The organism is Shimia sp. R9_2 (assembly GCF_017743735.1).
Taxonomy (GTDB): Bacteria; Pseudomonadota; Alphaproteobacteria; order Rhodobacterales; family Rhodobacteraceae; genus Shimia.
In genome coordinates this window covers 178,650-202,205 of sequence record NZ_JAGHRO010000005.1, presented here as the reverse complement: position 1 = coordinate 202,205, position 23,556 = coordinate 178,650, and the positions used below count along the sequence as shown (strand labels likewise).

22 protein-coding genes are annotated in these 23,556 nt (G+C 58.6%); 3 read left to right on the top strand and 19 right to left on the bottom strand.

Annotated features, from left to right (window positions below; all coding sequences use genetic code 11):
- Positions 1-66: 66 nt before the first annotated feature.
- From J7400_RS14105 to J7400_RS14050, 12 genes are all read right to left on the bottom strand, one after another.
- Positions 67-963, bottom strand: coding sequence for an alpha/beta fold hydrolase (locus J7400_RS14105; RefSeq protein WP_247738807.1), 897 nt, complete (start codon positions 961-963; stop codon positions 67-69).
- The gene (locus J7400_RS14100; protein WP_209064376.1) at positions 963-1,424 is read right to left on the bottom strand and encodes a MarR family transcriptional regulator; all 462 of its coding nucleotides are present in this window, start codon (positions 1,422-1,424) and stop codon (positions 963-965) included. Before J7400_RS14100 ends, J7400_RS14105 begins: the two co-directional genes overlap by 1 nt.
- A gap of 146 nt (positions 1,425-1,570) precedes the next feature.
- Positions 1,571-3,508, bottom strand: coding sequence for a beta-galactosidase (locus J7400_RS14095; RefSeq protein ID WP_209064365.1), 1,938 nt, complete (start codon positions 3,506-3,508; stop codon positions 1,571-1,573).
- Positions 3,505-4,365: an SMP-30/gluconolactonase/LRE family protein gene (locus J7400_RS14090; RefSeq protein WP_209064362.1), complete on the bottom strand. Its 861-nt coding sequence runs from the start codon at positions 4,363-4,365 to the stop codon at positions 3,505-3,507. The genes J7400_RS14095 and J7400_RS14090 overlap by 4 nt, the downstream gene beginning before the upstream one ends.
- Entirely contained in the window at positions 4,362-4,967 is a 606-nt protein-coding gene (locus tag J7400_RS14085) for a 2-dehydro-3-deoxy-6-phosphogalactonate aldolase (RefSeq protein ID WP_209064361.1), read from the bottom strand. Before J7400_RS14085 ends, J7400_RS14090 begins: the two co-directional genes overlap by 4 nt.
- 4 nt (positions 4,968-4,971) lie before the next feature.
- On the bottom strand, positions 4,972-5,862 hold the full coding sequence (locus J7400_RS14080; RefSeq protein ID WP_209064359.1) for a 2-dehydro-3-deoxygalactonokinase: 891 nt from the start codon (positions 5,860-5,862) through the stop codon (positions 4,972-4,974).
- Positions 5,863-5,865: 3 nt separating this feature from the next.
- The gene (locus tag J7400_RS14075) at positions 5,866-6,627 is read right to left on the bottom strand and encodes an SDR family oxidoreductase (RefSeq protein ID WP_209064356.1); all 762 of its coding nucleotides are present in this window, start codon (positions 6,625-6,627) and stop codon (positions 5,866-5,868) included.
- Complete coding sequence (locus J7400_RS14070; protein WP_209064354.1) at positions 6,627-8,336, bottom strand: IlvD/Edd family dehydratase; 1,710 nt, start codon at positions 8,334-8,336, stop codon at positions 6,627-6,629. Before J7400_RS14070 ends, J7400_RS14075 begins: the two co-directional genes overlap by 1 nt.
- Positions 8,333-10,399, bottom strand: coding sequence for an alpha-galactosidase (locus J7400_RS14065; protein ID WP_209064352.1), 2,067 nt, complete (start codon positions 10,397-10,399; stop codon positions 8,333-8,335). The genes J7400_RS14070 and J7400_RS14065 overlap by 4 nt, the downstream gene beginning before the upstream one ends.
- Entirely contained in the window at positions 10,396-11,244 is an 849-nt protein-coding gene (locus J7400_RS14060) for a carbohydrate ABC transporter permease (protein ID WP_209064350.1), read from the bottom strand. Before J7400_RS14060 ends, J7400_RS14065 begins: the two co-directional genes overlap by 4 nt.
- Position 11,245: 1 nt before the next feature.
- On the bottom strand, positions 11,246-12,172 hold the full coding sequence (locus tag J7400_RS14055) for a sugar ABC transporter permease (protein WP_209064349.1): 927 nt from the start codon (positions 12,170-12,172) through the stop codon (positions 11,246-11,248).
- A 100-nt stretch (positions 12,173-12,272) separates the two neighbouring features.
- The gene (locus tag J7400_RS14050) at positions 12,273-13,529 is read right to left on the bottom strand and encodes an ABC transporter substrate-binding protein (RefSeq protein WP_209064347.1); all 1,257 of its coding nucleotides are present in this window, start codon (positions 13,527-13,529) and stop codon (positions 12,273-12,275) included.
- Positions 13,530-13,677: 148 nt separating this feature from the next.
- Here J7400_RS14050 and J7400_RS14045 point away from each other — a divergent pair, with 148 nt between their 5' ends.
- Complete coding sequence (locus tag J7400_RS14045) at positions 13,678-14,472, top strand: IclR family transcriptional regulator (protein WP_209064345.1); 795 nt, start codon at positions 13,678-13,680, stop codon at positions 14,470-14,472.
- A complete protein-coding gene (ugpC, locus tag J7400_RS14040; protein ID WP_209064343.1) occupies positions 14,469-15,527 on the top strand; it encodes a sn-glycerol-3-phosphate ABC transporter ATP-binding protein UgpC in 1,059 nt (352 codons plus the stop codon). The genes J7400_RS14045 and ugpC overlap by 4 nt, the downstream gene beginning before the upstream one ends.
- Before the next feature lie 784 nt (positions 15,528-16,311).
- Here the strand turns inward: ugpC and J7400_RS14035 are convergent.
- On the bottom strand, positions 16,312-16,995 hold the full coding sequence (locus J7400_RS14035; protein WP_209064341.1) for a TetR/AcrR family transcriptional regulator: 684 nt from the start codon (positions 16,993-16,995) through the stop codon (positions 16,312-16,314).
- Positions 16,996-17,016: 21 nt separating this feature from the next.
- Between J7400_RS14035 and J7400_RS14030 the strand changes: the two genes are divergently transcribed.
- Positions 17,017-18,084: an alpha/beta hydrolase gene (locus J7400_RS14030; protein ID WP_209064339.1), complete on the top strand. Its 1,068-nt coding sequence runs from the start codon at positions 17,017-17,019 to the stop codon at positions 18,082-18,084.
- 128 nt (positions 18,085-18,212) lie between these two features.
- Here J7400_RS14030 and J7400_RS14025 read toward each other — a convergent pair whose 3' ends face one another.
- From J7400_RS14025 to J7400_RS14000, 6 genes are all read right to left on the bottom strand, one after another.
- Positions 18,213-18,566, bottom strand: a complete 354-nt coding sequence (locus tag J7400_RS14025) for an H-type lectin domain-containing protein (protein ID WP_209064337.1) — start codon at positions 18,564-18,566, stop codon at positions 18,213-18,215.
- Positions 18,567-18,679: 113 nt separating this feature from the next.
- Entirely contained in the window at positions 18,680-19,075 is a 396-nt protein-coding gene (locus tag J7400_RS14020) for a F0F1 ATP synthase subunit epsilon (RefSeq protein WP_209064335.1), read from the bottom strand.
- 11 nt (positions 19,076-19,086) lie between these two features.
- Positions 19,087-20,511, bottom strand: coding sequence for a F0F1 ATP synthase subunit beta (gene atpD / locus J7400_RS14015; RefSeq protein WP_209064333.1), 1,425 nt, complete (start codon positions 20,509-20,511; stop codon positions 19,087-19,089).
- A 16-nt stretch (positions 20,512-20,527) separates the two neighbouring features.
- Positions 20,528-21,400, bottom strand: coding sequence for a F0F1 ATP synthase subunit gamma (locus tag J7400_RS14010; protein ID WP_209064331.1), 873 nt, complete (start codon positions 21,398-21,400; stop codon positions 20,528-20,530).
- Between the two features lie 12 nt (positions 21,401-21,412).
- Entirely contained in the window at positions 21,413-22,951 is a 1,539-nt protein-coding gene (atpA, locus tag J7400_RS14005; protein WP_209064330.1) for a F0F1 ATP synthase subunit alpha, read from the bottom strand.
- Positions 22,951-23,511 carry a F0F1 ATP synthase subunit delta gene (locus tag J7400_RS14000; RefSeq protein ID WP_209064327.1) on the bottom strand — a complete coding sequence of 187 codons (561 nt, stop codon included), beginning with the start codon at positions 23,509-23,511 and terminating at the stop codon, positions 22,951-22,953. The genes atpA and J7400_RS14000 overlap by 1 nt, the downstream gene beginning before the upstream one ends.
- Positions 23,512-23,556 lie beyond the last annotated feature (45 nt).

The window sequence follows — 23,556 nt, the reverse complement described above, 5'->3', positions numbered from 1 at the left end:
GTGTGTCCCCACACCGGCCTTTTTCTTTTCCCTCGTAGGGTGCGCAGTCCCTGCGCACCCCACCAATCACTTAGACATCGCCCCCTCCGGCAACGCCCCTTCCGCCAGCCACTCCCACAGCTCCGCCCAAAGCGCCTCCCGCCCTTTGCGAAGCGCCCCTTCATGACCCAGCTTCTTGACGCCCAGCGCCGCTGGTGTGCGCAAAGCCAAATGCTTCTCTGCATGGGAATAATATGACAGCGTATCTTCCGAGGCGGCCTCAGTTGCAATCGGATCGTCACTCAGGGACCAGGAGCATATCGGGGCGGTCACCTGATCGTAGTGATGCGGGTATTTGCCTGAGGCGAGGTCCGGCAACAGATAGCTCCTCCGGCTGCTCCACCGCCGCCATGTCCGAAACACCTTAGGCGGCAGAGCCTCTCCGCCCCAGATGCCACCTGCGGGAATAAATCCATGGCGTGCAAGGCAATAGCTGCCGTAGGCCCACCACCAAAACAGCTCCAGAGGCCAATTCGCAGGCTTGTGCAATCGCCAATATCCGCTGCCCACCGCGACAAAAGCATGCCGCACCGCCAGCGTATTGTTCTGCGCAAACCCGACAAATTGCCCGCCAACGCTATGCCCCAATGTGGTCAGCGGAAGCCCCTCCGCCTCCCGCACCAACCAGCTTAGCGCCGCCGTCATATCAAGCCGCCCCCAGTCGGGGTAGTCGATCTTCGATGCTGCAAGGTCCTCTGCCCCGCTGTCGCCAATTCCCCGAAAATCATAGGTCAGCACCACCGCACCCCGCGCCGCCAGATAGGCCGCCGCATGACGGTAAAACCTGCGCGGATATCCGGTCCCTGCCGAGATCAGGATCGCCACCTGCGGCGCAGCCCCTCGATAGAGCGTGCCAGTAAGTGCCGTGCCATCCTCGGTGGTGAGCGTTACGTCTTCGACAGCAACATCACTCATATCCAACATCACGCCTGCTCCTCAGAAAGGTCCACCTGATCAATGATCTCTTCCGCATTCTCAGCCATGTGGGTCAGAAAACGCCCGATCACCTCCTGTTCCACTTCGTCAAAAGGTGCGAGCAACAGCCCGTTGATGTGCTGCACCAAAGGCAACGTGCGGTGCAGTAAGTCCTGCGCAGAGGGTTCAAGGTATACTCTCACCACGCGCCCATCAGCATCCTCACGCGCGCGACGGACAAAGCCGCGCTCCACCATACGATCAATCAACCCGCTGAGGCTCGATTTGCGCATCGAAAGCGTTTTGGCCAAGTCAGTCACCGTTTGACCGTCCTCTTTGGACAAAAGCGCCAAGACACCATGTTGCGACATCGACAGCCCAGCCATGGCTTGCGTCTTTCGTTCAGACGCACGCGTAAGCGCCGCATAGGCTTTGTTGATCAGAAAAAACAGACGGGGTTGTCTGGCCATTTTGGTTCGCATCCGAATTTGTTTCGCCTAATTCGTATACGAACCATCTACTTTGACAAGTCATCTTGACGTTGACGTTACGCCAACCCAAAAAGGGCGAGAGAAAACCCCTCGCCCTTTCTAAACATCATTCTAAAATATCTGGATCAACCCCGGCTCAGATCGCTCACCGCAATTGGCGCGCCGTCTTTGAGCACCGCTACGCCACAGGCGGGCACCGTCAAATCCCCAAGGTTTTCCGCAAAGCCATTGTAGTTGATCACAAATTCCAGCTCTCCGAAGCGGCGTTTGCGCAGACCTTCCGGCACGGGGCTGACAGCGAAACCAGCCTTCTCAGCCACCATAGCCACAAGCCGATCCCACAGTGCATCATCCGGGAAGCTGCCGAGATACCAACGGTCTCCCTGCCCCATCAGCACCGGCGCGCCAGCCTCGGTTGCCAGCAACACCTCCGCCGCACCGCTCAGCCTTTCATGCCAGTGATCGGCCATACCACCGCCAGCCACCGGCATCCCGGCATGAGGTGGCATGCTTTCAATCAGTTCCACACGCACATCCAGCCCCGGCACCTCCGGGCGCCCCCCTGCGGGGATAAAGAAGTCCTCGGTGATGGCCCCGGTGCGCGGCCCGTAGATGCCCTGCGCGCCTGCGGTCCTCACCGCCTCCACCATTGCCGGATCCACCGTCGCCACCCCCGGTGCAAACACCGCTTTGTAGCCTGCAAAATCGCGGCAAGACGCGCTTACGATGTCCACCGACAGCCCCGCACGACGCAACCCGCGGTAGGCTGAAAACATCAGTCTGAAATAGTCGAACCCTGCGCCCTGCGGCTGTGTGTGCCAGGCCCAGTCAGATGGATAATCAAACACCAGCGCCACCTCAGCCTGCTGCGTCTCTTGCGGGGGCAAAGCGGCTAAAATCTTGGCCACCGCACGCGCCTCATCCATGCCCGGTGCTTCGCGGCCATCCGGCGTTTGCAGCCCCGCGTGCATCTGCTCCTGCGCAAACGGTGCCTGCCGCCAACGGAAATAGCTCACCACCTCTGCGCCATGGGCAAAGGCCTCCAGCGACCACAGCGCCACCATCCCCGGCAAAGGCGCGGGATTGTAGGGCGCCCAGTTCACAGGGCCCGGCTGCTGCTCCATGACCCACCAACGGCCCTTGCCCACCGCACGATAAAGATCGTGGTGGAAGGCCTGCATGTCTGGGTCCCCTTGACGCAGGAACCGCGCCTTGTGGTCCTCTGACGCTTCCAATCGGTCTGACAGGAAGCCAATCGGATAGCTGTCCCAGCTCGCGATATCGAGGTCTTCGCCCACGTCAAAATGGTCAAATTCCAGAATGCGACCCATGTAGTTGTGGATCAGCGGCGCATCCGTATGGGCGCGCAGGATATCAGTCTGCACCTTGTTAAACGCCACCACCTGATCAGAGGAAAAGCGGCGGAAGGCCAGCACATGCGTGGGGTTCGGCTCGGTCACTGTGAGGTTCGGCAAGTCGATCTGATCAAAGGAGAAATACTCCATCGACCAGAAGATATTACCCCAGGCCTCATTGAGTGTCTCAACCGTGCCATAGCGCGCCTTGCACCAGGCTTGGAACGCGATCTTCGCAGGCTCTGAATAGCTGATGATCGTGTCGTGACAGCCGTACTCATTGTCGGTCTGCCACGCCGCCACATATGGGTTCTTGCCGTAGCGCTCTGCAAGGATCTTGGTGATCCGCGCGCTTTCTGCCTTAAACCCTTCATGGCTGAAGCAGTAATGCCGGCGCGAGCCAAACTTGCGCGGATTGCCATTTTCATCCACCGCCAGCATGTCGGGGTGTTTGTCGATCATCCAGCGCGGCGGTGTCGCGGTCGGTGTGCCCAGCACAACCTTCAAGCCGGCACTGCCCAGCACGTCAATCGCGCGGTCCAGCCATTCCAGCGACAGCGTGCCTGCCACAGCCTCCATACGGCTCCAGGCAAACTCGCCAATTCGCACCCAGGTGATGCCTGCCGCGATCATATCGGCGGCATCTTTCGCCCACATCTCCTCCGGCCAATGCTCCGGATAATAACAGACGCCCAGCTCTTGTTTCATAGGATCACCCGCGGTTCCGCAACGCCCTGACCGGCGTTTTCCTGCACAAATGTCATGCCATTCTCTGGCGCAGCAGCCAGAACATCAGCCGCCAGATCTTCCGCCGCTGTGGTGACATAGAGATCACGCAGCTCGGGGCCACCAAAGGCCGGACAAGAGGCTTGCACCCCGCCCACCTCCACGGCCTTCACAAAGCTGCCCGCAGGATCATAGGCCGCCACACGTGCAGCCCCCCATTGCGCGATCCAGACATTGCCTTCGGCGTCGACCACCGCGCCATCCGGGTTCAACCCTTCCGGCTTCAGGTCAAGGTACACCTCAGCCGCGCCCACAGGCCAGCCAGTCTCCGGGTCCACGCTTTGGCGCATCACCTGACCTGTCGGCGTATCGGTGTAATAGGCACAGGCGCGTGTCTGATCAAAACAGATCGCGTTTGAGATGGTGATGTCTCCAACCACCTGACGCAGTTCCCCTTTGTAGAAGCGATAGATCGCGCCCGCCTTGGGCTCAGCAGATTTCCCCATGGTACCGATCCAGAAACCGCCCCAAGGATCCGCGCGCCCGTCATTGGAGCGGGTGACCGGATTGTCGGCTTCCAGATCGACCACATGCTCGCGCAGACCACATTCCAGATCCATTCGCCACAGCGCGGTTTCCGAGGCCACGAGCAAAGTCTCCTCATCCACCCAACCAGCGGCGGAGAAGAACTCATCAAACACCCATTCCTGCTGCACGCCCTCTTTCTGGGTCAGCAGGCGTTTGCCTTTGATATCAAACCAATAAAATTGCTCGCGCACCGGATGCCAGAGCGGCCCTTCACCCAGTTCACAGACCCGATTGTCAAAGACGACGCTCATGCCATGGCCTCATCATAGGCCGCCACAATCGCATCTGCCTTGGCACGCACATCAGCTGCACTCATCCCCGGTTTGTAGATCGCAGAGCCGATGCCAAACCCGCTCGCGCCTGCCGCGACCCACTCTCCAAAGTTATCCGGCCCCGCACCGCCCACAGCATAGACCGCGCGGTCTTTGGGCAGCACGGCACGCATCGCTTTAAGGCCAGCTGGCCCCGCCATGTCACCGGGGAACAGCTTCAACCCTGTTGCGCCAGCCTTCAGCGCGGCAAAAGCTTCCGTCGGGGTGAACACGCCGGGCCAACTTTCCATGCCAAGGCTTGCGGTATGGGCAATCACGTCCACATCGCAGTTGGGTGAGACTATCAATTGCCCGCCAACCGCTTTCACCGCATCCACCTGCGCCACCTCCAGCACCGTGCCCGCGCCCACAAGCGCTTGAGCGCCGATGGATTTTGCCAGCAAGCCAATGCTCTCCAGAGGCTCCGGCGAGTTCAGCGGGACCTCGATCTTATCAATGCCTGCAGCGAGAATTTCCTGTGCAATCGCTTCCACTTCGCCCGGGGTCACCCCGCGCAAGATCGCAATAATCGACCGGCTCATGTTTTTATCCCAAAAGGTTGCGCGCGGCGATCAGCCCCGCAAGTGTCATTTCCTGGCAGTCCACCACAGAGACAAACCCGCCCTGCGCCTTGAGCGCCTCAGCGTAGATATTTGAGAGCGCCGCATCGCCAATCACCGCGATCTGCTGCCCCAGCCAATAGGGGCGCGATGCCGCCAACTCAGCGCCCAGCAGAAGGCCGGAGAGCCGCGCACGGCCAACAGCCGCGGGTGTCGCCTCCAGCAGGTCGCTGGCCCGGATCGCAAACAGCTCTGTCGCTAGGTTTTCCGGGCGCGAGAGCGTCACATCCATACCCGCGCGGAAGGCCTCTTCGTCCCAGCCTTCACCGACCGAATGCTGCAGCACCGATTGTTTGGACAGAAGCGCAAACATCTCCCCTGTCATGAAGGTACGGAAGCTCACGACCTCGTCCGCGCTCACGTGCACCCATTTCGTATGGGTCCCCGGAAGGCACAAAACCCCGTCCCAGTTCTGATGTTTGGACAGAAAGCCAGCAACCTGGGTCTCTTCGCCACGCATCACATCGGCGGGTTTCATCTGCTTCAGGCCCGGCACCACATGCACACGCAGGCGCGCATCGGTGTCTGGCACGCGAATGATCCGTTCCGCCAACGCCGGCGCAGGCACCGCGCTATAAGGCGCCTCAACCCAGCCCTGACGCGCGCCAACCATGCCGCAGGCAATCACATCGGTCACGCCATCGCCCAGCCAATCGCCCACCAGCGCCATCAAGGCTGGCTCAAACTCTGCCTTGCTCAGCTTGGACATGCCCTGCTCGGACTCTGCAGTGGCCAGCACCTTCTCGCCCGCCATGGCGAAGGCCCGCAACCGAGACGTGCCCCAATCCACCGCGATCCATTCTGCTTGCACGCTCATCACTTACCCCGAAACCACAACGCCGCCATCAACAGCCATACACTGGCCTGTCATCATCCGGCTGGCATTGGAGGCGAGATAAAGCGTCGGATCGATCATATCCTCGGGCTTCAGATGCTCTTTCAGACACTGACGCTCCATATGCGCCGCCAGCGCTTCAGGCTCTGCCCACATGTCCAGTTGTTTCTGGGTCAGCACCCAGCCCGGCGCCAGCGCATTCACGCGAATGCCTTTTGGCCCCAGTTCCCGCGCCAGCGAACGGGTCATCCCCGTGATCGCCGCATTGGCCGCCGTGTAGATCGGGTAGCCCGCGTTGCCCATGATGTAGCTGATCGAGCTGAAATTGATGATCGAGCCGCCGTCCGTCATCTGCCGAGCCGCTTCCTGACAGGCAAAGAAATAGGCTTTCTGGTTCACCGCCTGCATCCAGTCGTAGAACGCTTCGTCCACCTCATCGAGTGCATGGCGCTGGTCGTTGGCCGCGTTGTTCACCACCACATCCAGACCCCCGTGTTCTCCCACCGCCTGCTGGATGGTCTCGCGCAGACGTGGAATGTCAGAGATATCACCCTGCATGAACAGAGGTGTTGCACCGTGTTTGGTTTCCATCTCTGCGATGAAGTCATCCGCAGCGGAGCGCCCGATGATGGCCACCTTTGCGCCCTGCGCCATAAACCCATCGGTCAGGGCCGCGCCGATGCCACTGGCCCCGCCTGTGATGTAAACGGACTTGCCTTTGAGATCTGGAAAAATCGTGCCTGCCATCAGTGGCTCTCCCGTGTGACCAAACGTGTATCCTTGCCGACGAGGAAGTCGAGATCTGCACCTTTGTCGGCCTGCAGCACGTGGTCGTAATAAAGTTTTGCGTAGCCGCGTGTATAATGCTCTGGATCGGGCTGCCAGTCGGCACGGCGCGCCTCAAGCTCTGCTTCATCCACCAGCAGCTCCAGCACACCGTTTTGCGCTGACACTTTGATGCGGTCACCGGTTTTCACCAGCGCCAGCGTGCCCCCGGCCTGTGCTTCCGGGCTGACGTGCAGGATCACCGTGCCAAAGGCCGTGCCCGACATGCGCGCATCGGACACACGGATCATGTCGCGCACGCCCTCTTTCACCAGCTTGGCCGGGATCGGCATATTGCCCACCTCCGGCATCCCCGGATAGCCCTTCGGGCCACAGCCTTTCAGCACCAGAATGGTCTCTGGCGTCACCGGCAGATCATCCCGATCAATATTGGCTTTCAGATCTTCGATATTTTCAAACACAAAGGCCTCGCCCTCATGTTCCAAAAGCGCATCCGTAGCCGCGGAAGGCTTCACAATCGCCCCGTTGGGCGCAAGATTGCCCCGCAGCACGCGCAGACCGGCGGCAGGTTTGACCGGATTGTCGAGCGGTCGGATCACGTCGTCATTATAGATCTCAGCCCCCTCGTGATAGGTCGCGATATCTTTGCCCAGCACAGTGTTGGCCGGACGCACGTGATCTTTCAGCTGGCTCAGCACAGCAGGCACACCGCCGGCGTAGCAGAAGTCTTCCATCAGGTATTTGCCCGACGGCATACAGTTGACCAGCAGCGGGATCTCAGAGCCGATCTCAAAATCTTTCAGCGTCAGATCCACACCCACACGGCCCGCAAGCGCCAGCAAATGCACCACAGCGTTGGTGGAACCCCCCACTGCCGCATTGGCCAGAATGGCGTTTTCAAACGCTTCTTTGGTGAGGATGTCAGAAGGCTTCAGATCCTCATCCACCATTTCCACAATGCGTTTGCCAGTCAGATGCGCCAGCGCCATCCGGCGCGCATCCACTGCAGGCAGTGCCGCATTGGTCGGCAGCGCCATGCCCATCGCTTCCACAAGCGACGCCATGGTGGAGGCCGTACCCATGGTCATACATACGCCCGCGCTGCGGCTCATGCCGCTTTCCGCGTTCATGAAATCCTGCAGGGTCATCTCGCCCGCGCGGACCTCCTCGGAGAACTTCCAGACATCGGTGCCAGAGCCAATGTCCTTGCCTTTGAACTTGCCGTTCAGCATCGGGCCGGAGCTCACAACGATGGTCGGCAGGTCCACCGACGCCGCGCCCATAAGCTGCCCCGGCGTGGTCTTGTCACAGCCGCCCAGCAACACAACACCGTCAATGCCATAGGCGCGGATGCTTTCTTCGACATCCATCGCCAGCAGATTGCGAAACAGCATCGCGGTCGGCTTCATCTGGGTTTCGCCAAGCGACATCACCGGAAACTCCACAGGGAAGCCACCCGCCTCCCAGACCCCGCGCTTCACGCCTTCGGCCAGCGTGCGCAGACCGGAGTTACAGGGGGTCAGCTCCGACCAGGTGTTGCAGATCCCGATGATCGGGCGCCCGTCAAAAGCGTGATCCGGAAAGCCTTGGTTTTTCATCCAGCTGCGGTGAATGAACCCGTCTTTGTCCAGCTTGCCATACCAATGCTGGGAGCGGCGTTTCTTGGTCATACTCGTTTTCCTTCAATCACCCACATCCGGTCCGGGAAGGACCACGGCAGGATGAGTCCGTGTTGCATCAATAGCTGGCCACTCACCGTGAGCGGCCCGTCTTTTATCGGCATCTCGCGACGGGACAAATGATGTGCCTCATCGCGGTTGATCAGATCAATGTCATAGAGCGCATCCGGCTCTAACCCCGTGAGCCTCAGAGGGCGCGGCATGATCTGCGTCCCGGTGTCCCCCTTACCGGCAAAAACCACAAAGCGCGTCTTGTCCTGCGCCAATTGCTGCTCTGCAATCACACTGGTGTCTGCCGCATCCAGCCGAAGGATGTCCGCCGACATACGCCAGTCCCGATTGGCCTTCCACCAAGTGGTGACACGGGTCAGCACCTCGCCTTCTTCCTTTGTCAGCTCGCGGGGATCCATTTCGAACCCCATGTGCCGCTGCGCCGCCACCCAGACGCGGAAGTGGATGTCATGCACCCGCCCGGAGGTATGGCAATGGCGCGGCCCAACATGGCTGCCTGTGATCGCCGCAGGCAGCATCAGCGCCGCATCATGCTGAATGCGCAAACGCTCCAGCGCGTCATTGCTGTCACTCAGCCAAACCCGCTGCGTATGGCGCAAAATCCCCGCATCGATCCGCCCCCCACCAGAGGCGCAGCTCTCAATCTCCACCTTGGGGAAAGCAGCGCGCAGCGCGCCTATCAGCGCATAAACGCCCTCCGCCTGCGCCGCATCGGCCACAGGCAGCAAGCGGTTGTGATCCCACTTGATATAATCAATGTCGTGGCTTTCCAGAATCGCGCTGATCTTGCCGTAAAGATAATCACGCACCTCAGGGTTGGCCATATCCAGCACCCGCTGCTGACGCCCTTCGATCTGATCCACGGGCCCCAGAATCCACTCCGGATGGGCCCGTGCCAGATCACTGTCGAGGTTGACCATCTCCGGCTCAAACCACAGGCCAAAGACCATCCCAAGCGACGCCACATGATCAATCAGCGGGCTCAGCCCGTCCGGCCACTTACGTGGATCAATGTCCCAATCCCCAAGGCTGGAGGTGTCGTCATCGCGTTTCCCGAACCAGCCATCATCCAGCACGAAGCGCTCCGCGCCCAGCGCCGCCGCCCGATCGGCAATCGCCTTGAGTTCCTCAAAGTCATGGTCAAAGTAGATCGCTTCCCAGCAATTGTAGTGCACCGGTCGCGGACGCTCCGGATGCGGCCAGGTGACGACATGCTCCCGCAGATGACGCTGAAACGCCACCGCGCAGCCATTCAACCCCGCGTCGGAAACCGAGAGATAGAGCTTTCCGGTCTCAAACCGCGTCCCTGCCCGGCGCGTGCCAGTGGCATGGCCCCACTGGATCTGACGCCGCCCATCCGGCAGCTCTTCGGCATACATCACATGTCCACCGGACCAGCCGTAATGCATGGCAAAGACCTGGCCTTGCGTGTTGCTTGCGCCTTGCTCCGGGAAATAGGCCAGCGGTGGATGCTCATGGCCGGACCGGCCCGTGCGCGCCTCCCGCATCAGAATGCCCGCGCGCCAGGGGCTGCGTTCCATCTGAAACTCCCCAACCCAGCGGCCCGAGAATTGCAAAATCTCCGCCCCCATCTGCGGTCCCGGCAACACCGGCGCGGCCAGATGGTGCACGGTGATCTCCGCATTGGAGGTCAGCGTGGTTGTCGCGGCAATCACACCGCCCTCAACGGCAAAGGTGAAGGTCAGCGTCAGTCCGGCTTCCGTGTCCTCGCACACAAAGCGCGCGCCGTCGGTCTCAATCAGCTTAAAGCGTGGGTAAAGCGCCTGCCCATCGCGGTAGACCACCAGCCCCGCCTGCCCCTGAAAGCTGTTGCCCGCTTCCGGACATAGCGACAGGGCGGGCAGTGCATCGATCATGCCCCCGGTCACGTCACGCGCGGTCACGGCTGCAAGCGCGCGCAAATCGTCCCCCGCAGGCAACGGAGCGCCCCAGTAGAGCGCGCCGGGCACGCCCCCGTCTGAACCAAGCACCAAGGTCTGCCCCGGCGCCTCGATGCGCCAGGTTTGCAAAGCTTGCGTCACTTCACAGCTCCCAAAGTGAGACCGGCAATGAAGTGCCGTTGCATCAGGAAGAACATCGCCACAGGGGGCAGCGCCGCCACAATCGAGCCCGCGCTCATCAGGTGATAAGCCGCACGATACTGCGCGTTAAACGAGGTGATCCCAGCGGTCACAGGCTGACTCTCCGCCCCTTGGGTCAGCACCACCGCCCAGAAATAGTCGTTCCAGATGAAGGTGAAGATCAGCACCGAAAGCGCCGCCAGCGCGGGCTTCATCAGGGGCAACACCACATACCAGAAGATGCGCCATTCGCTCACACCTTCCACCCGCGCCGCTTCAATCAGCTCAAACGGCAGAGCACGGATGAAGTTGCGCATGAACAGCGTACAGAACCCGGTCTGGAAGGCCACATGGAACAGCACAAGACCCGTCTTGGTGTTGTAAAGCCCCATGTCCAGCGTCAGGTCACGCACCGGCACCATCAGGATCTGGAACGGCACGAAGTTTCCGGCCACAAACATAAAGAAGATCCAGAGGTTGGCACGGAACTTGTAAATCCCTAGTGCAAAACCCGTCATCGAGCTGAGCGCCACCGCCCCGATCACCGTTGGAATGGTGATCATGAAGGAGTTCAGCAGATAACGCGGCATGTCGGAGTCAAAGAAGACCCGCCCATAGTTCGCCGCCCCCTCAAAGCTTGACGGCAGCCCCCAATAGTTGCCGGAGGTGAAATCCGCATCCGGCTTGATGGAGAACAGAGCGACAGCCAGCAGAGGCGCGAGCCAGAGCAGCAGCGCAATCGGCAACATGGTCTTATAGGCGAGCTGCGCGGCCTGAGGCTGTTTTTTAATCGGTTGTGGAAACATCTCAGTGCCCCTTCTCTTCGCGGTACATCGACCACAGGAAGTAGGTGATAAAGCAGAGCATGATCAGGAACAGCACCACGGCAATCGCCGCGCCGTAGCCCATGCGGAAACCGTATTCCGACAGCGCCACTTCAAACATGTAATAGGCCAGCACACGCGAGCTGCCAAACGGGCCGCCCTGTGTCATGATGGAGATCAGGTCAAAGGAGCGCAGCGCGCCGATGATCGTCACCACAAAGGCAATGAAGGTCGCCGGGCGCAGCTGCGGCAGGATGATGTGCCAGAGCATTTTCCAGCCCTTCGCCCCATCCAGACGACCGGCTTCGATCTGCTCCGGATCCACCGCGTTCAGGCCGGTGAGGTAAAGGATCATGCAATAGGCCGTCTGCGGCCAAAGGCCCGCAGCGACGATGCCGTAGGTCACAAGGGCTTCGTTCCCCAGCACATTGATCGGCCCCATGCCGACCCAGCCCAGCATCGTGTTCAGCAGGCCGAAGTTCGGATCGTAAAACCAGCTGAACACCAGACCAACCACCACCTGACTGATCACGAATGGGAAGAAGAACAGCGACTTGTAGATACGGATGCCCGCGACGGTCTGGTTCAGGAACAGCGCAATGAACAGGCCAGCAGGAATGGCAAGCAGGTAGAGAAACAGCCACAGCACGTTGTTTTTCAACGACACAAAGAAGGCGTCTCGATCCACATACTCCCAATAAAGGTCTTCATAGTTGCGAAAGCCCACGTAGGTCTTTTCGCCCAACCCGTCCCACTCATAGAGCGACAGGTTGAAAGATTGGAACACCGGCGCGATCACATAGACCGCGAAAAACAGGATGCCCGGCGCCAGGAAAACCCAGGGCGCGATGCGCTGTTGATTGCGGTGGAACCAGCTTTCGGTTTCAGGAATTTCAGAAGAAACGGTCATAACATAACCCGGGGTTTGAGGGCTGAGAGGCGGAGAATTCCCCCGCCTCTCGTGTCAAACGGCGGTCAACTGGCCAGACGGCCGAGCCAACGCCTTGCTTTTATTTGTAGATACGACCGCGTGCGCGCTCGAGCTTGGCCAGGATCTTGTCCAGCTGATCTGGCTTCACCATGAACTCCTGGAAACCTTCCATGGAGACTTTGGCCATCTCTGCTGGGGCATCACGGTCCCAGAACTGCGCCACACCACCGGTGGAGTTGGTGGACAGCATCTCAAATCCCTGCTGCAGGAACTTGTCATCATCCACGGAGGAGGCAGCGTTCACAGGCAGCTGACCCAGGTTCTTGCCGTTGTTGATGATGGTCTGCTCTTCTGGCGAGGTGGCAAAGCGCAGGAACTCACGTGCCGCTTCTTTGTTCTTCGCGTTTGCAGGGATGTGGAAGGTGTCGGTTGGTGCATCTTCAGAGAGTGCAACGTCCGGGTTGATCTTCACAAACTGATAGAAGTCCAGCTGGTCATCAGACAGACCTGCTTCGCGCAGCGGAGCCACAGCGAAGTTGCCCATCAGATAGGCCGCTGCTTCACCATTCACCATGAACGGCAGCGCTTCCTGCCAGCTGTAGGTCTGGTGGTCAGCAATAAAGCCGCCCATATCGATCAGCTCTTTCCAGTTCATGAAAGTCTGCTTCACGCGCTCGTCTTCCCAAGACACGTTGCCAGCCGCCAGATCCATGTGGAAATCAAAGCCGTTGGTGCGCATGTTCAGATAGTCAAACCAGCCGCCAGCGGTCCACAGGTACTTGGTGCCGATGGTGTAGCAGGCACGGCCAGAGTCGACGATCTTGGCGCAGTTGGCTTTCTCTTCATCCCAGGTGGTTGGCTCAGACAGGCCCAGCTCGGCAAAGATGTCTTTGCGGTAGTAAACACCCCACTGATAGTAGGTGTAGGCCACGCCCCACTGCTTGTCGTCAATGGTCAGAGCGCCTTTGGTGGAAGCCAGACCTTCTGCGATGGCTGGCTCTGCATACAGATCGGATACATCTTCAAACAGGCCCGCTTCTACGTAGGGGCGCATACGGTTGGCGGCATACCAGGTGGCAACGTCCGGCGCATTTGCGGTCAGGAAGTTGCGGATCTGGGTCTTATAGGCTTCGCGATCGATCACAGTGGTTTCGATGTTCAGGTCCGGGTGCTTCTCACCGAAACGCGCAATCATCGCTTCCATTGTCGCGCGCGGCGCTGGGTTTGACGTATCCAGGAAAATGGTCAGATCGCCGCTCAGCTCCGCGGAAGCCGGTACAGCAAACGCCGAAGCAACCGCGGCCGCGGCTGCAGTGGTTTTCATTTTGGAAAGCATTGTGTCCTCCCTGTGCTCCAAAATTATGTAAGTTTTGGTTCCATTATTTGAAACCTCGTTTTACATATTGAAAACTACACCCTGTTCGAGCTAGGTTGTCAACAGATTCCTGCGGATCCGCAGGAAAGCGGAGGAGCATAGAAGCGTCATGGCAGGCGACGGAACAGTCGGCAAAGCACTGGATGTGCTTGATCAAGTGGCCGCCTTTGAGCGGCCTGTGCGCTTTGGAGAGCTGCAGGAGCAAAGCGCCTTCCCGAAGGCCACGCTCTATCGGTTTCTGCAAACCCTGACCAATCAGGGCATGCTGTCTTATGACAGCGAACGGCAAACCTACACGCTGGGCATTCGCCTGGTGCGTCTCGCCCATGCCGCATGGACACAAAGCTCGCTTGCCCCCATCGCCCGCCCACATCTGGATGCGCTCTCGCAAGCCACCGGAGAAACCGTGCATCTCGCGCAGCTGGACGCCTCGCAGGTGCTTTATGTGGACAAACGAAACGCGCGCGACCCGGTTGAAATGTATTCTCAGGCTGGCAAGGTTGGCCCCGCCTACTGCACCGGCGTTGGCAAAGCGATGATGGCCTTTCTGGATGAAGCCACTTTGGCGTCCGCCATCGCCCAACAGAGCTTTCACCGCTTCACCCCCACCACCTTGGTGACAGGGGAAGACTTGCGCGCCGAGCTCGAAAACATCCGGGCGCGCGGTTACGGCTTTGACCGGGAGGAACATGAACCCGGCATCGTCTGTATCGCAGCGCCAGTTCTCACACCCAACGGCCGCATGCTGGGTGCTTTGTCCGTGACTGGCCCGACCAGCCGAACCTCACTTGATCAACTTGAAACCTGGGCGCCGCGCGTGATGGAAACCGCCGCTCAAATTGGCCGGGAAGCCCAGGCATGGCGTTTCCCCGAAACCAGACAACAAAAGGTAGCGACCACATGACAGGCGTAACTCTGCAAGGGGCCATCAAGAAATACGGCGAAACGCAGGTGATCCACGGCGTGGATCTGCAGATCGAAGATGGCGAATTCTGTGTGTTTGTCGGCCCGTCAGGCTGCGGCAAGTCCACCCTGCTGCGCATGATCGCCGGTTTGGAGGAGACCACCGGCGGCACCATCAACATCGGGTCGCGCGATGTCACCCACATGGATCCGGCCAAGCGCGGCGTCGCCATGGTGTTCCAGACCTACGCGCTTTATCCGCATATGACAGTGGCGGAGAACATGGGCTTTGGCCTGCGCATGAACGGCGTGCCCAAGGCCGAGATTGAAGAAAAGGTGCAAAAGGCCTCCTCGATCCTCAAACTGGATCAATACCTCAAGCGCAAACCCAAAGCGCTCTCCGGTGGTCAGCGTCAGCGTGTCGCCATTGGCCGTGCCATCGTGCGCGGACCGGAGGTCTTCCTGTTTGACGAACCGCTCTCCAACCTGGATGCGGAACTGCGTGTCGATATGCGCGTGGAAATCGCCCGCCTGCATCAGGAAATCGGCGCCACCATGATTTATGTGACCCACGATCAGGTCGAAGCCATGACCATGGCCGACAAGATCGTGGTGCTGCGTGATGGCCGTATCGAACAGGTCGGCGCGCCGCTGGATCTCTACCGCGATCCCGACAACCGCTTTGTCGCGGGCTTCATCGGCTCGCCTTCGATGAACTTCCTGGAATGTGATGTGGTGGACGGCACACTGACAAACCCGGCCTTCTCCGCGCCCATCCCCTCCCCCATCGCATTGCCGCAGAGCCAGACCAAAGTGACACTCGGCATTCGCCCGGAGCATCTGCAACTGGATCACAGCGCAGACCAGCTCACCATCGAGCTCACCGAAGCGCTTGGTGGCGTGTCCTACTGCTATCTGGGCGGTATCGGCGACACCCGCCTGATTGTTGAGGAACGCGGCGATGATCGCAGCCCTGAAGGCGCAAAAGTCGGCCTCACAATCCCGGCCGAGCGCATCTACCTGTTTGACCCCGACACCGGCGCGCGCATCCGCTGAGTGACAGAACAAGAAACAAACATACGCCCCGTTCTTTGAGCGGGGCGTTTTTCTGTGCATCGAAGTTTACTGGCTTGGTTTATGGGGAAAATGTAGATCTTACTGCGAATGGCGCACCATATATGACGGTCCGAGTTGAGGATCAGCCTATCAGTGTCTAAAGAGGCCTGATCTAACCAACGTGTTGTTCTGATCGTAGCAAACATACAGGCTGTCACCATCAAAAGACATCGCGCTACACATACCCAAATAGTGAGCTTCGCATTGCTCGCCACCAATCTCGACGATGGCGTCTTGCTTGCCGATTAATTCTGCAACCTCGGATTTGGATGTCTCGCGGTTACGCAGGAATCTTTGCCTCAGATCCTGAACCATTGCGCCACGAGGGCACCGCGGGCGTTGCTGAATACAGCTATCGAGGGAGTTTGCTCCACATTCCCCATTTGCCGCCCATTCATATTTGCTGAAAGTCGCCCCTCGGAACGCATTGCCTGATGACCAAGACAATAGCCCTAAAATGGCCAACGCCACAGCGACAATGGAAGACAAAGCTACTAACAAGAAAACCTTGAGCACATCTTAGCCTAACTGGTGGTTGTCGAGGTAACATCGCATAAAAAGAGTGAGGTATGTTCAAGAAGTTGCAAAGCAGACCTCAGGTAAAATACAGAAATTCGGCACATTTGGGCTCTATCCAGCCAAACGCCCCAAAGGCGCCTAAGCGCTCCACCGCAAGCACCAACCTGCGACCTCCCAGCGCCTCACTGCAGGCATCACCCCCCGATCACCCGTCCACTTTGTAGTGCGCCAAAAACATTACGACGCAATCATCCAAGGCATCCTTTGGCGTCGGTGTCTCGCCGAGAAAAAATTCCGGCCAGAAGAAGAAATTCTTCACGAGCGCCAACAGCTGGTTGGTGGCAAAAACCGGATCCGCCTTACGCAGCACGCCTGCCTCCATGGCCTCGCCAATCAACCGCGTCATCGGGTAGTCATGGGTTTCCGTCTCGGTGAAGAATTTCCGGGAACGCTCAAGATCGCGGATCAGCTCTGACAGCACCATGCGGTTCAGTCCAATGGCCGTCTCTTCTGTTATGACCGCGATATAGCGCCACAAAGCGTCCTTTAACTGCTCCACAAAATCCCCGCTTGGGTCGTAGACCACCGGCTCCATGCTCTGGTTCTGCTCCAACATGATCGCCGAGATGGCTTCAAACAGCGCCTCTTTGCTCTCGAAGTGATTGTAGAGCGTGCGACTCGAAACCTGCGCTTTTTTGGCGATTGAGGTGGTCTTGGCCCCCAGAAACCCCTGCTCGCGGAACTCATCGATCGCCGCATCGATAATATCTTTTCTTTTCTTTTCAGTGCGTTTCACGATTTTCGACCTCAAAAGTAAAATTATCTGTTTACAAGAGACACCCACCCCACCTAAGTAAACACAACGATTTACTTTAGCAAGGCGAAACACGATCCTGGAAACAAGTGGACCATGACAATGACCAACCTCTCAAGACGCCACCTCATCCAAACCGCCTCGCTTGCCTCCCTGATGTCCTTCGCGGGCTGGAGCGCAGGCGCGCAACAGACATCTCTTCCCATCAACGCAGGAGCTTCTGAAATGTCCTTCAAACCCGGTACAAACCCCGTCAATTTCAAATCCTTCGGCCTCGATCTTGTGGGCGATCTGTATCTGCCCGAAGACTTCGACCCGGCCAAGACGTACAAGGCCATTGTCGGTGCCAGCCCCTTCCCGCAGGTCAAGGACCAGATCCCCGCGACCTACGGTCCCGAAATGGCCGCGCGCGGCTTTATCTACCTTGGTTTCGACTACATGGGCATGGGCTCCTCTCCGGCGCTTCCCGGCGAACATATGCAATCACGCTACAATTTCCGCCTGATCGAAAACACATGGGACGCCGTGTCCTATCTGGGCACCCTGCCGTTTGTTGACGAAATCTACGGTCTTGGCGTTTGTCAGGGCGGTCAGACGATCGCCTCAGCAGCGGTCACAGACCACCGCATCAAGAAGATCGCTATGGTATCAGGTATGATGGCCTCAGACGCATTTCAGTGGACAGACCGGGATATGGCCAATCAGATGATCGCCGCCGCCAACGCCTCGATGCAGACGCAATATGAAACTGGCGCGCCAGACTATGTTGCACCCTTTGGTCTGAACGACGAGATGTCCCGTGAAGAGTTCACCTCTGCAGCTGCTTATCCGGAGATGGCTGGCGAAACTTACGACTACTACGGTCGCGACGGCGCCAAAGGGCCGATTGCCGTACCGAATTACACCAATATGCACATCGGTGATCAGCCCATGCAGTCCTTGTTCTCGATCTGCGAAGCCTATGCCGACAAGATCGTGCAACCATCGTTGACAATCTATGGCACAAACGCCGCAACTGCGATTTGCTCAACCGCCTTTGTCGAGAAGCTGACCAACGACCACAAAGAGCTGGCCTTTGACGAGTTCACACACGTGGATTTCTACCACAAGCCAGAGGCCGTCAAAGCCTCCACCGATGCCGTGGCAGAATTCTTCAACGCGTAAAATGATTGGTGGAGGTCATAGCAATATGGTCTCCACTTTCTCTTGCACTTAAGCTGATACCAGTAGACCAACAGCGCCCATAGCTATTGGCTCCCCCCCAGCGACCTCCCAGCGCCCCACCGCAGGCTTCAATCCGCGATCACCCAGTCGTCCACGTAAGCCAGCTCGCCGATCGCCATCCAGGACATGCGCACGCGGGCCACGCGGCTGTCACCCCAGGTGCGGAAAACGAGCTGAAACCCGAGATTGGTGATCTCTTCAGCCGCAACTTCGGAACGGATGTTCGGGCCGCTGTCCATATCCCACAGCGACAATGACACATGCACCGCCGGCGGCACGCGGTACTTGGACCGAAACTTGACCAGTTTGCGCCGCTCCCGTGGCCCATCCCCGGTCCACATCTGTCCATTTTCTTCAAAGTCGGAGAAGAGGGCCACATCCCCCTGATCCACCCCGACATAGCTATTTCGTATCCGTTTCATCGCCATCTGTGTGCAAGCCAATAAAGGCAGCATCAAGCCAAAATATGGTTACGAAAACGCAAAAGGCCCCGCCGTGGTGGCGAGGCCTCATGTTGGTCATGTCCCGGTTGGGATCAGACCATATCTTCCATGAGCTGTTCCAGATCGGAGAGGAATTTCTCCGCACCGTCTTTGTGCTCTTCACCGGCTTCGGCTGCGGCCTTGCGGGCGTCTGCGATGACGTCCTCAAGGTCTGCCTTGGTCACGGTGTCACCGCTATGTGCGTGTTCCGCGATCACCGAGATCGATTCTGCAGAGATTTCCGCGAAACCGCGGGTCACCACAAAATCCTTCTCACCATCCGCCGTCTGAACCCGCACCACACCTGGGCGCAGCGAGGTCAGCAAAGGCGCATGGCCTGGCATTGCGGTGAGGTCACCATCAGCGCCAGGGATCTGCACGGCGGTCGCCTGGAGCGAAGCAAGGCTCCGCTCAGGGCTGACCAGATCAAATTGCAGTTCGTTTGCCATGTCGGGCCTCCTTAGGCCGCTTCAGCAGCCATCTTCTCGGCTTTTGCGATCACTTCCTCGATGCCGCCAACCATGTAGAAGGCGCCTTCAGGCAGGTGGTCGTATTCGCCAGCCACAACAGCTTTGAACGAAGCAATGGTGTCTTCCAGAGGCACCTGAACACCGTCAGAACCGGTGAAGACCTTCGCAACGTCGAACGGCTGGGAGAGGAAACGCTGGATCTTACGCGCACGCGCAACGGTCAGCTTATCTTCTTCAGACAGTTCGTCCATACCGAGAATCGCAATGATGTCCTGCAGCGACTTGTAGCGCTGGAGAATACCCTGAACCTCAAAGGCCACGTTGTAGTGCTCTTCACCCACAACAGATGGGTCCATCAGGCGCGAGCTGGAGTCCAGCGGGTCCACAGCCGGGTAGATACCCAGTTCGGAAATCGCACGGGACAGAACGGTTGTCGCGTCCAAGTGAGCAAAGGTTGTCGCTGGTGCCGGGTCGGTAAGGTCGTCCGCTGGAACATACACAGCCTGGATCGAGGTGATCGAGCCGGACTTTGTAGAGGTAATACGTTCCTGCATCGCACCCATGTCGGTGGCCAGTGTTGGCTGATAGCCCACAGCAGAAGGAATACGGCCCAGAAGCGCGGACACCTCGGAACCCGCTTGGGTAAAGCGGAAGATGTTGTCCACGAAGAACAGAACGTCGGTACCGGATTGGTCACGGAACTGTTCCGCCAGGGTCAGACCGGTCAGCGCAACACGGGCACGCGCACCGGGAGGCTCGTTCATCTGGCCGTAAACCAGAGCAACCTGAGAGTCTTCGAGGTTGTCTGGCTTAATCACGTTGGATTCGATCATCTCGTGATAGAGGTCGTTGCCTTCACGGGTACGTTCACCAACACCCGCGAACACCGAGTAACCGGAGTGCACTTTTGCGATGTTGTTGATCAGTTCCATGATCAGAACGGTTTTGCCCACGCCGGCGCCGCCGAACAGACCGATCTTACCACCTTTAGAGTAAGGTGCGAGAAGGTCGATCACCTTGATGCCGGTGACGAGGATTTCGGACTCGGTTGCCTGCTCAGCGAACTCAGGTGCTGGCTGGTGGATGGCGCGAGTTTCTTTCGCTTCCACTGGGCCGCCTTCGTCAACCGGCTCACCGATCACGTTCAGAATACGACCGAGGGTCGCGTTGCCAACCGGGATAGAGATCGGAGCGCCAGTGTCTTCCACTGCTGCGCCGCGAACCAGACCTTCGGTTGCGTCCATTGCGATGGTACGAACGGTGTTTTCACCAAGGTGCTGGGCAACTTCCAGAACCAGTTTCTTACCGTTGTTTTCGGTGTTCAGTGCGTTCAGGATCTCCGGCAGAGTGTCGTCGAACTGCACGTCGACAACAGCGCCGATGACCTGAGTCACCTTACCTTTTGCGTTTGCCATGTTTCGTCTCCGGTTCTTAGAGCGCTTCCGCGCCCGAGATGATTTCAATAAGCTCGTTGGTGATCACAGCCTGACGCGAGCGGTTGAACTCGATGGTCAGTTTGTCGATCATGTCGCCTGCGTTGCGTGTGGCGTTGTCCATTGCGGACATCCGCGCACCCTGCTCAGAGGCACCGTTTTCCAGCAGTGCAGCAAAGATCTGTGTAGCGACGCCGCGCGGCAGCAGGTCAGCCAGAATGGCTTCTTCGCTTGGCTCGTAGTCATACAGAGTGCTTGCCCCATCTTCGTCCGCTTCAAACGCGGCTGGGATGATCTGCTGTTCGGTTGGGATCTGGCTCACGACGTTCACGAACTTCGAGTAGAAGATCGTTGCAACATCAAACTCGCCCGCGTCAAAGCGTACGAGAATGTCACGGGCAATGCCCTGAGCGTCGTCGTAACCCACGCGCTTCACCTCGGTGAGGTCAACGTGGCCTACAAAGTCGTCACCCAATTCGCGTTTGATCGCGTCACGGCCCTTCTTGCCAACGGTCAGAACCTTGACGGTTTTGCCTTCAGCTTTCAGTTCCGCAGCTTTCGCACGCGCCAACTTAGCAATGTTTGCGTTGAAGCCACCGCAGAGGCCGCGTTCAGCGGTCATCACCACCAGAAGGTGGGTCTGATCGCTGCCGGTCCCTGCAAGCAGCTTAGGTGCAGAGTCAGAGCCGCCAACCGAGGCCGCGAGCCCGGCCAGAACGGCGTTGAACCGTTCTGTATAGGGGCGCGACTGCTCAGCAGCTTCCTGCGCGCGGCGAAGTTTCGCCGCGGCAACCATCTGCATGGCTTTTGTGATCTTCCGAGTGTTTTTCACACTCTCGATCCGGTTTTTTAGGTCCTTCAGACTAGGCATTGTCCGAACCCCTTATGAAAAGTCAGCGGCGAACGCGTCCAGAACGGCTTTCACTTTGTCAGCGGCCTCGCCTTTGATCTTCGGATCTTCGTCGGTGATCCACTGAAGCAGGTCGGCGTGCTTGCTGCGCAGGAAGGTCAGCAGAGCTTCTTCAAAGCGGCCAACTTCGGATACGTCCACTTTGTCGAGGTAGCCGTTCACACCCGCGAAGATCACGCAGACGATTTCTGCGTTGGTCAGCGGGGAGTACTGAGGCTGCTTCATCAGTTCGGTCAGACGTGCACCACGGTTCAGCAGCTGCTGGGTTGCGGCGTCAAGGTCGGAACCAAACTGGGCGAAGGCTGCCATCTCACGATACTGCGCGAGGGACAGTTTCACCGGACCCGCAACGGAAGACATCGCGGAAGTCTGTGCGGAGGAACCCACACGGGAAACCGACAGACCGGTGTTCACAGCAGGGCGGATACCCTGGTAGAACAGCTCGGTTTCAAGGAAGATCTGACCGTCGGTGATGGAGATCACGTTGGTCGGAATAAACGCGGAAACGTCGCCACCTTGGGTTTCGATGATCGGCAGCGCGGTCAGCGAGCCTGCACCGAAGTCTTCGTTCAGCTTCGCGGAACGCTCAAGCAGACGGGAGTGGAGGTAGAAAACGTCACCAGGATAGGCTTCACGGCCGGGCGGACGACGCAGCAGCAGGGACATCTGACGATAGGCCACAGCCTGCTTTGACAGGTCATCATAGATGATCAGCGCGTGCTTGCCGTTGTCACGGAAGTACTCGGCCATCGCGGTTGCGGCGTAAGGTGCCAGGAACTGCATCGGTGCCGGGTCGGACGCGGTTGCGGCCACAACGATGGAGTATTCAATCGCGCCGGTTTCTTCCAGCTTCTTCACCAGCTGAGCAACGGTGGAGCGCTTCTGGCCAACCGCAACGTATACGCAGTACAGCTTCTTGCTCTCATCGTCGCCTGCGGCGTCGTTGTAGGATTTCTGGTTCAGGATCGCGTCCAGAGCAACGGCGGTTTTACCGGTCTGACGGTCACCAATGATCAGCTCACGCTGGCCACGGCCGATTGGGATCATCGCGTCAACGGACTTCAGGCCGGTCGCCATTGGTTCGTGAACGGATTTACGCGGGATGATGCCCGGCGCTTTAACGTCTGCAACACCACGTGTGTCAGAGTCGATCGGACCTTTGCCGTCCAGCGGGTTGCCCAGACCGTCAACAACACGGCCCAGCAGGCCTTTGCCGGTTGGAACGTCCACGATGGAGTTGGTGCGCTTAACTGTGTCACCTTCTTTGATGTCACGGTCAGAACCGAAGATAACGACACCCACGTTGTCGTTTTCCAGGTTCAGCGCCATGCCCTGAATACCACCTGGGAATTCAACCATCTCACCGGCTTGAACGTTGTCCAGGCCGTAGACGCGCGCAATACCGTCGCCGACGGAAAGCACACGGCCGACTTCGGCCACTTCGGCCTCTTGGCCAAAGTTTTTGATCTGCTCCTTAAGGATCGCAGAGATTTCGGCTGCTTGGATACCCATTATCCGACCTCTTTCATTGCATTCTGTAGGGATGCGAGCTTGGAGCGGATCGAGGTATCGATCATCTTCGAGCCCACTTTAACGACAAGACCGCCGACGAGAGACGCGTCAACGGTCGCATTAATCTTGACATCTTTGCCCACGCGCGCGGCCAGGGTCTTGGCCAGCTTTTCGCTCTGGGTTTTGGTCAATGCCTTGGCGCTGGTGACGTCTGCAGTCACTTCGCCTTTGTGCTCCGCAAGCATCGCTTGCAGGTGCTCAATAAGCTGCGGCAGCACAAACAGGCGACGTTTCTGCGCCATCAGGCCCAGCACGTTCACCAGTACATCTTGTACACCGATTTTTTGGGCAACGGCCGTGATGGCTGCACCTTGTTCATCGCGGCTGATCAAAGGCGAATTGATCAGATCACGCAGCTCTGCGCTGTCGGCGACTGCCGCGCTCAGGCCTTCGAGGCTGCTTTCCAATTCGCTCAGCGCATTGTTCTCTTGTGCGATCTCAAAGACCGCGGCGGCATAGCGTTCTGCAATGCCGGAGGAGATCGAAGCTGGTTCGGACACGTCCACCCTTCCGCTTGCTGGCCTCACCTCTCGCATACAATTGTA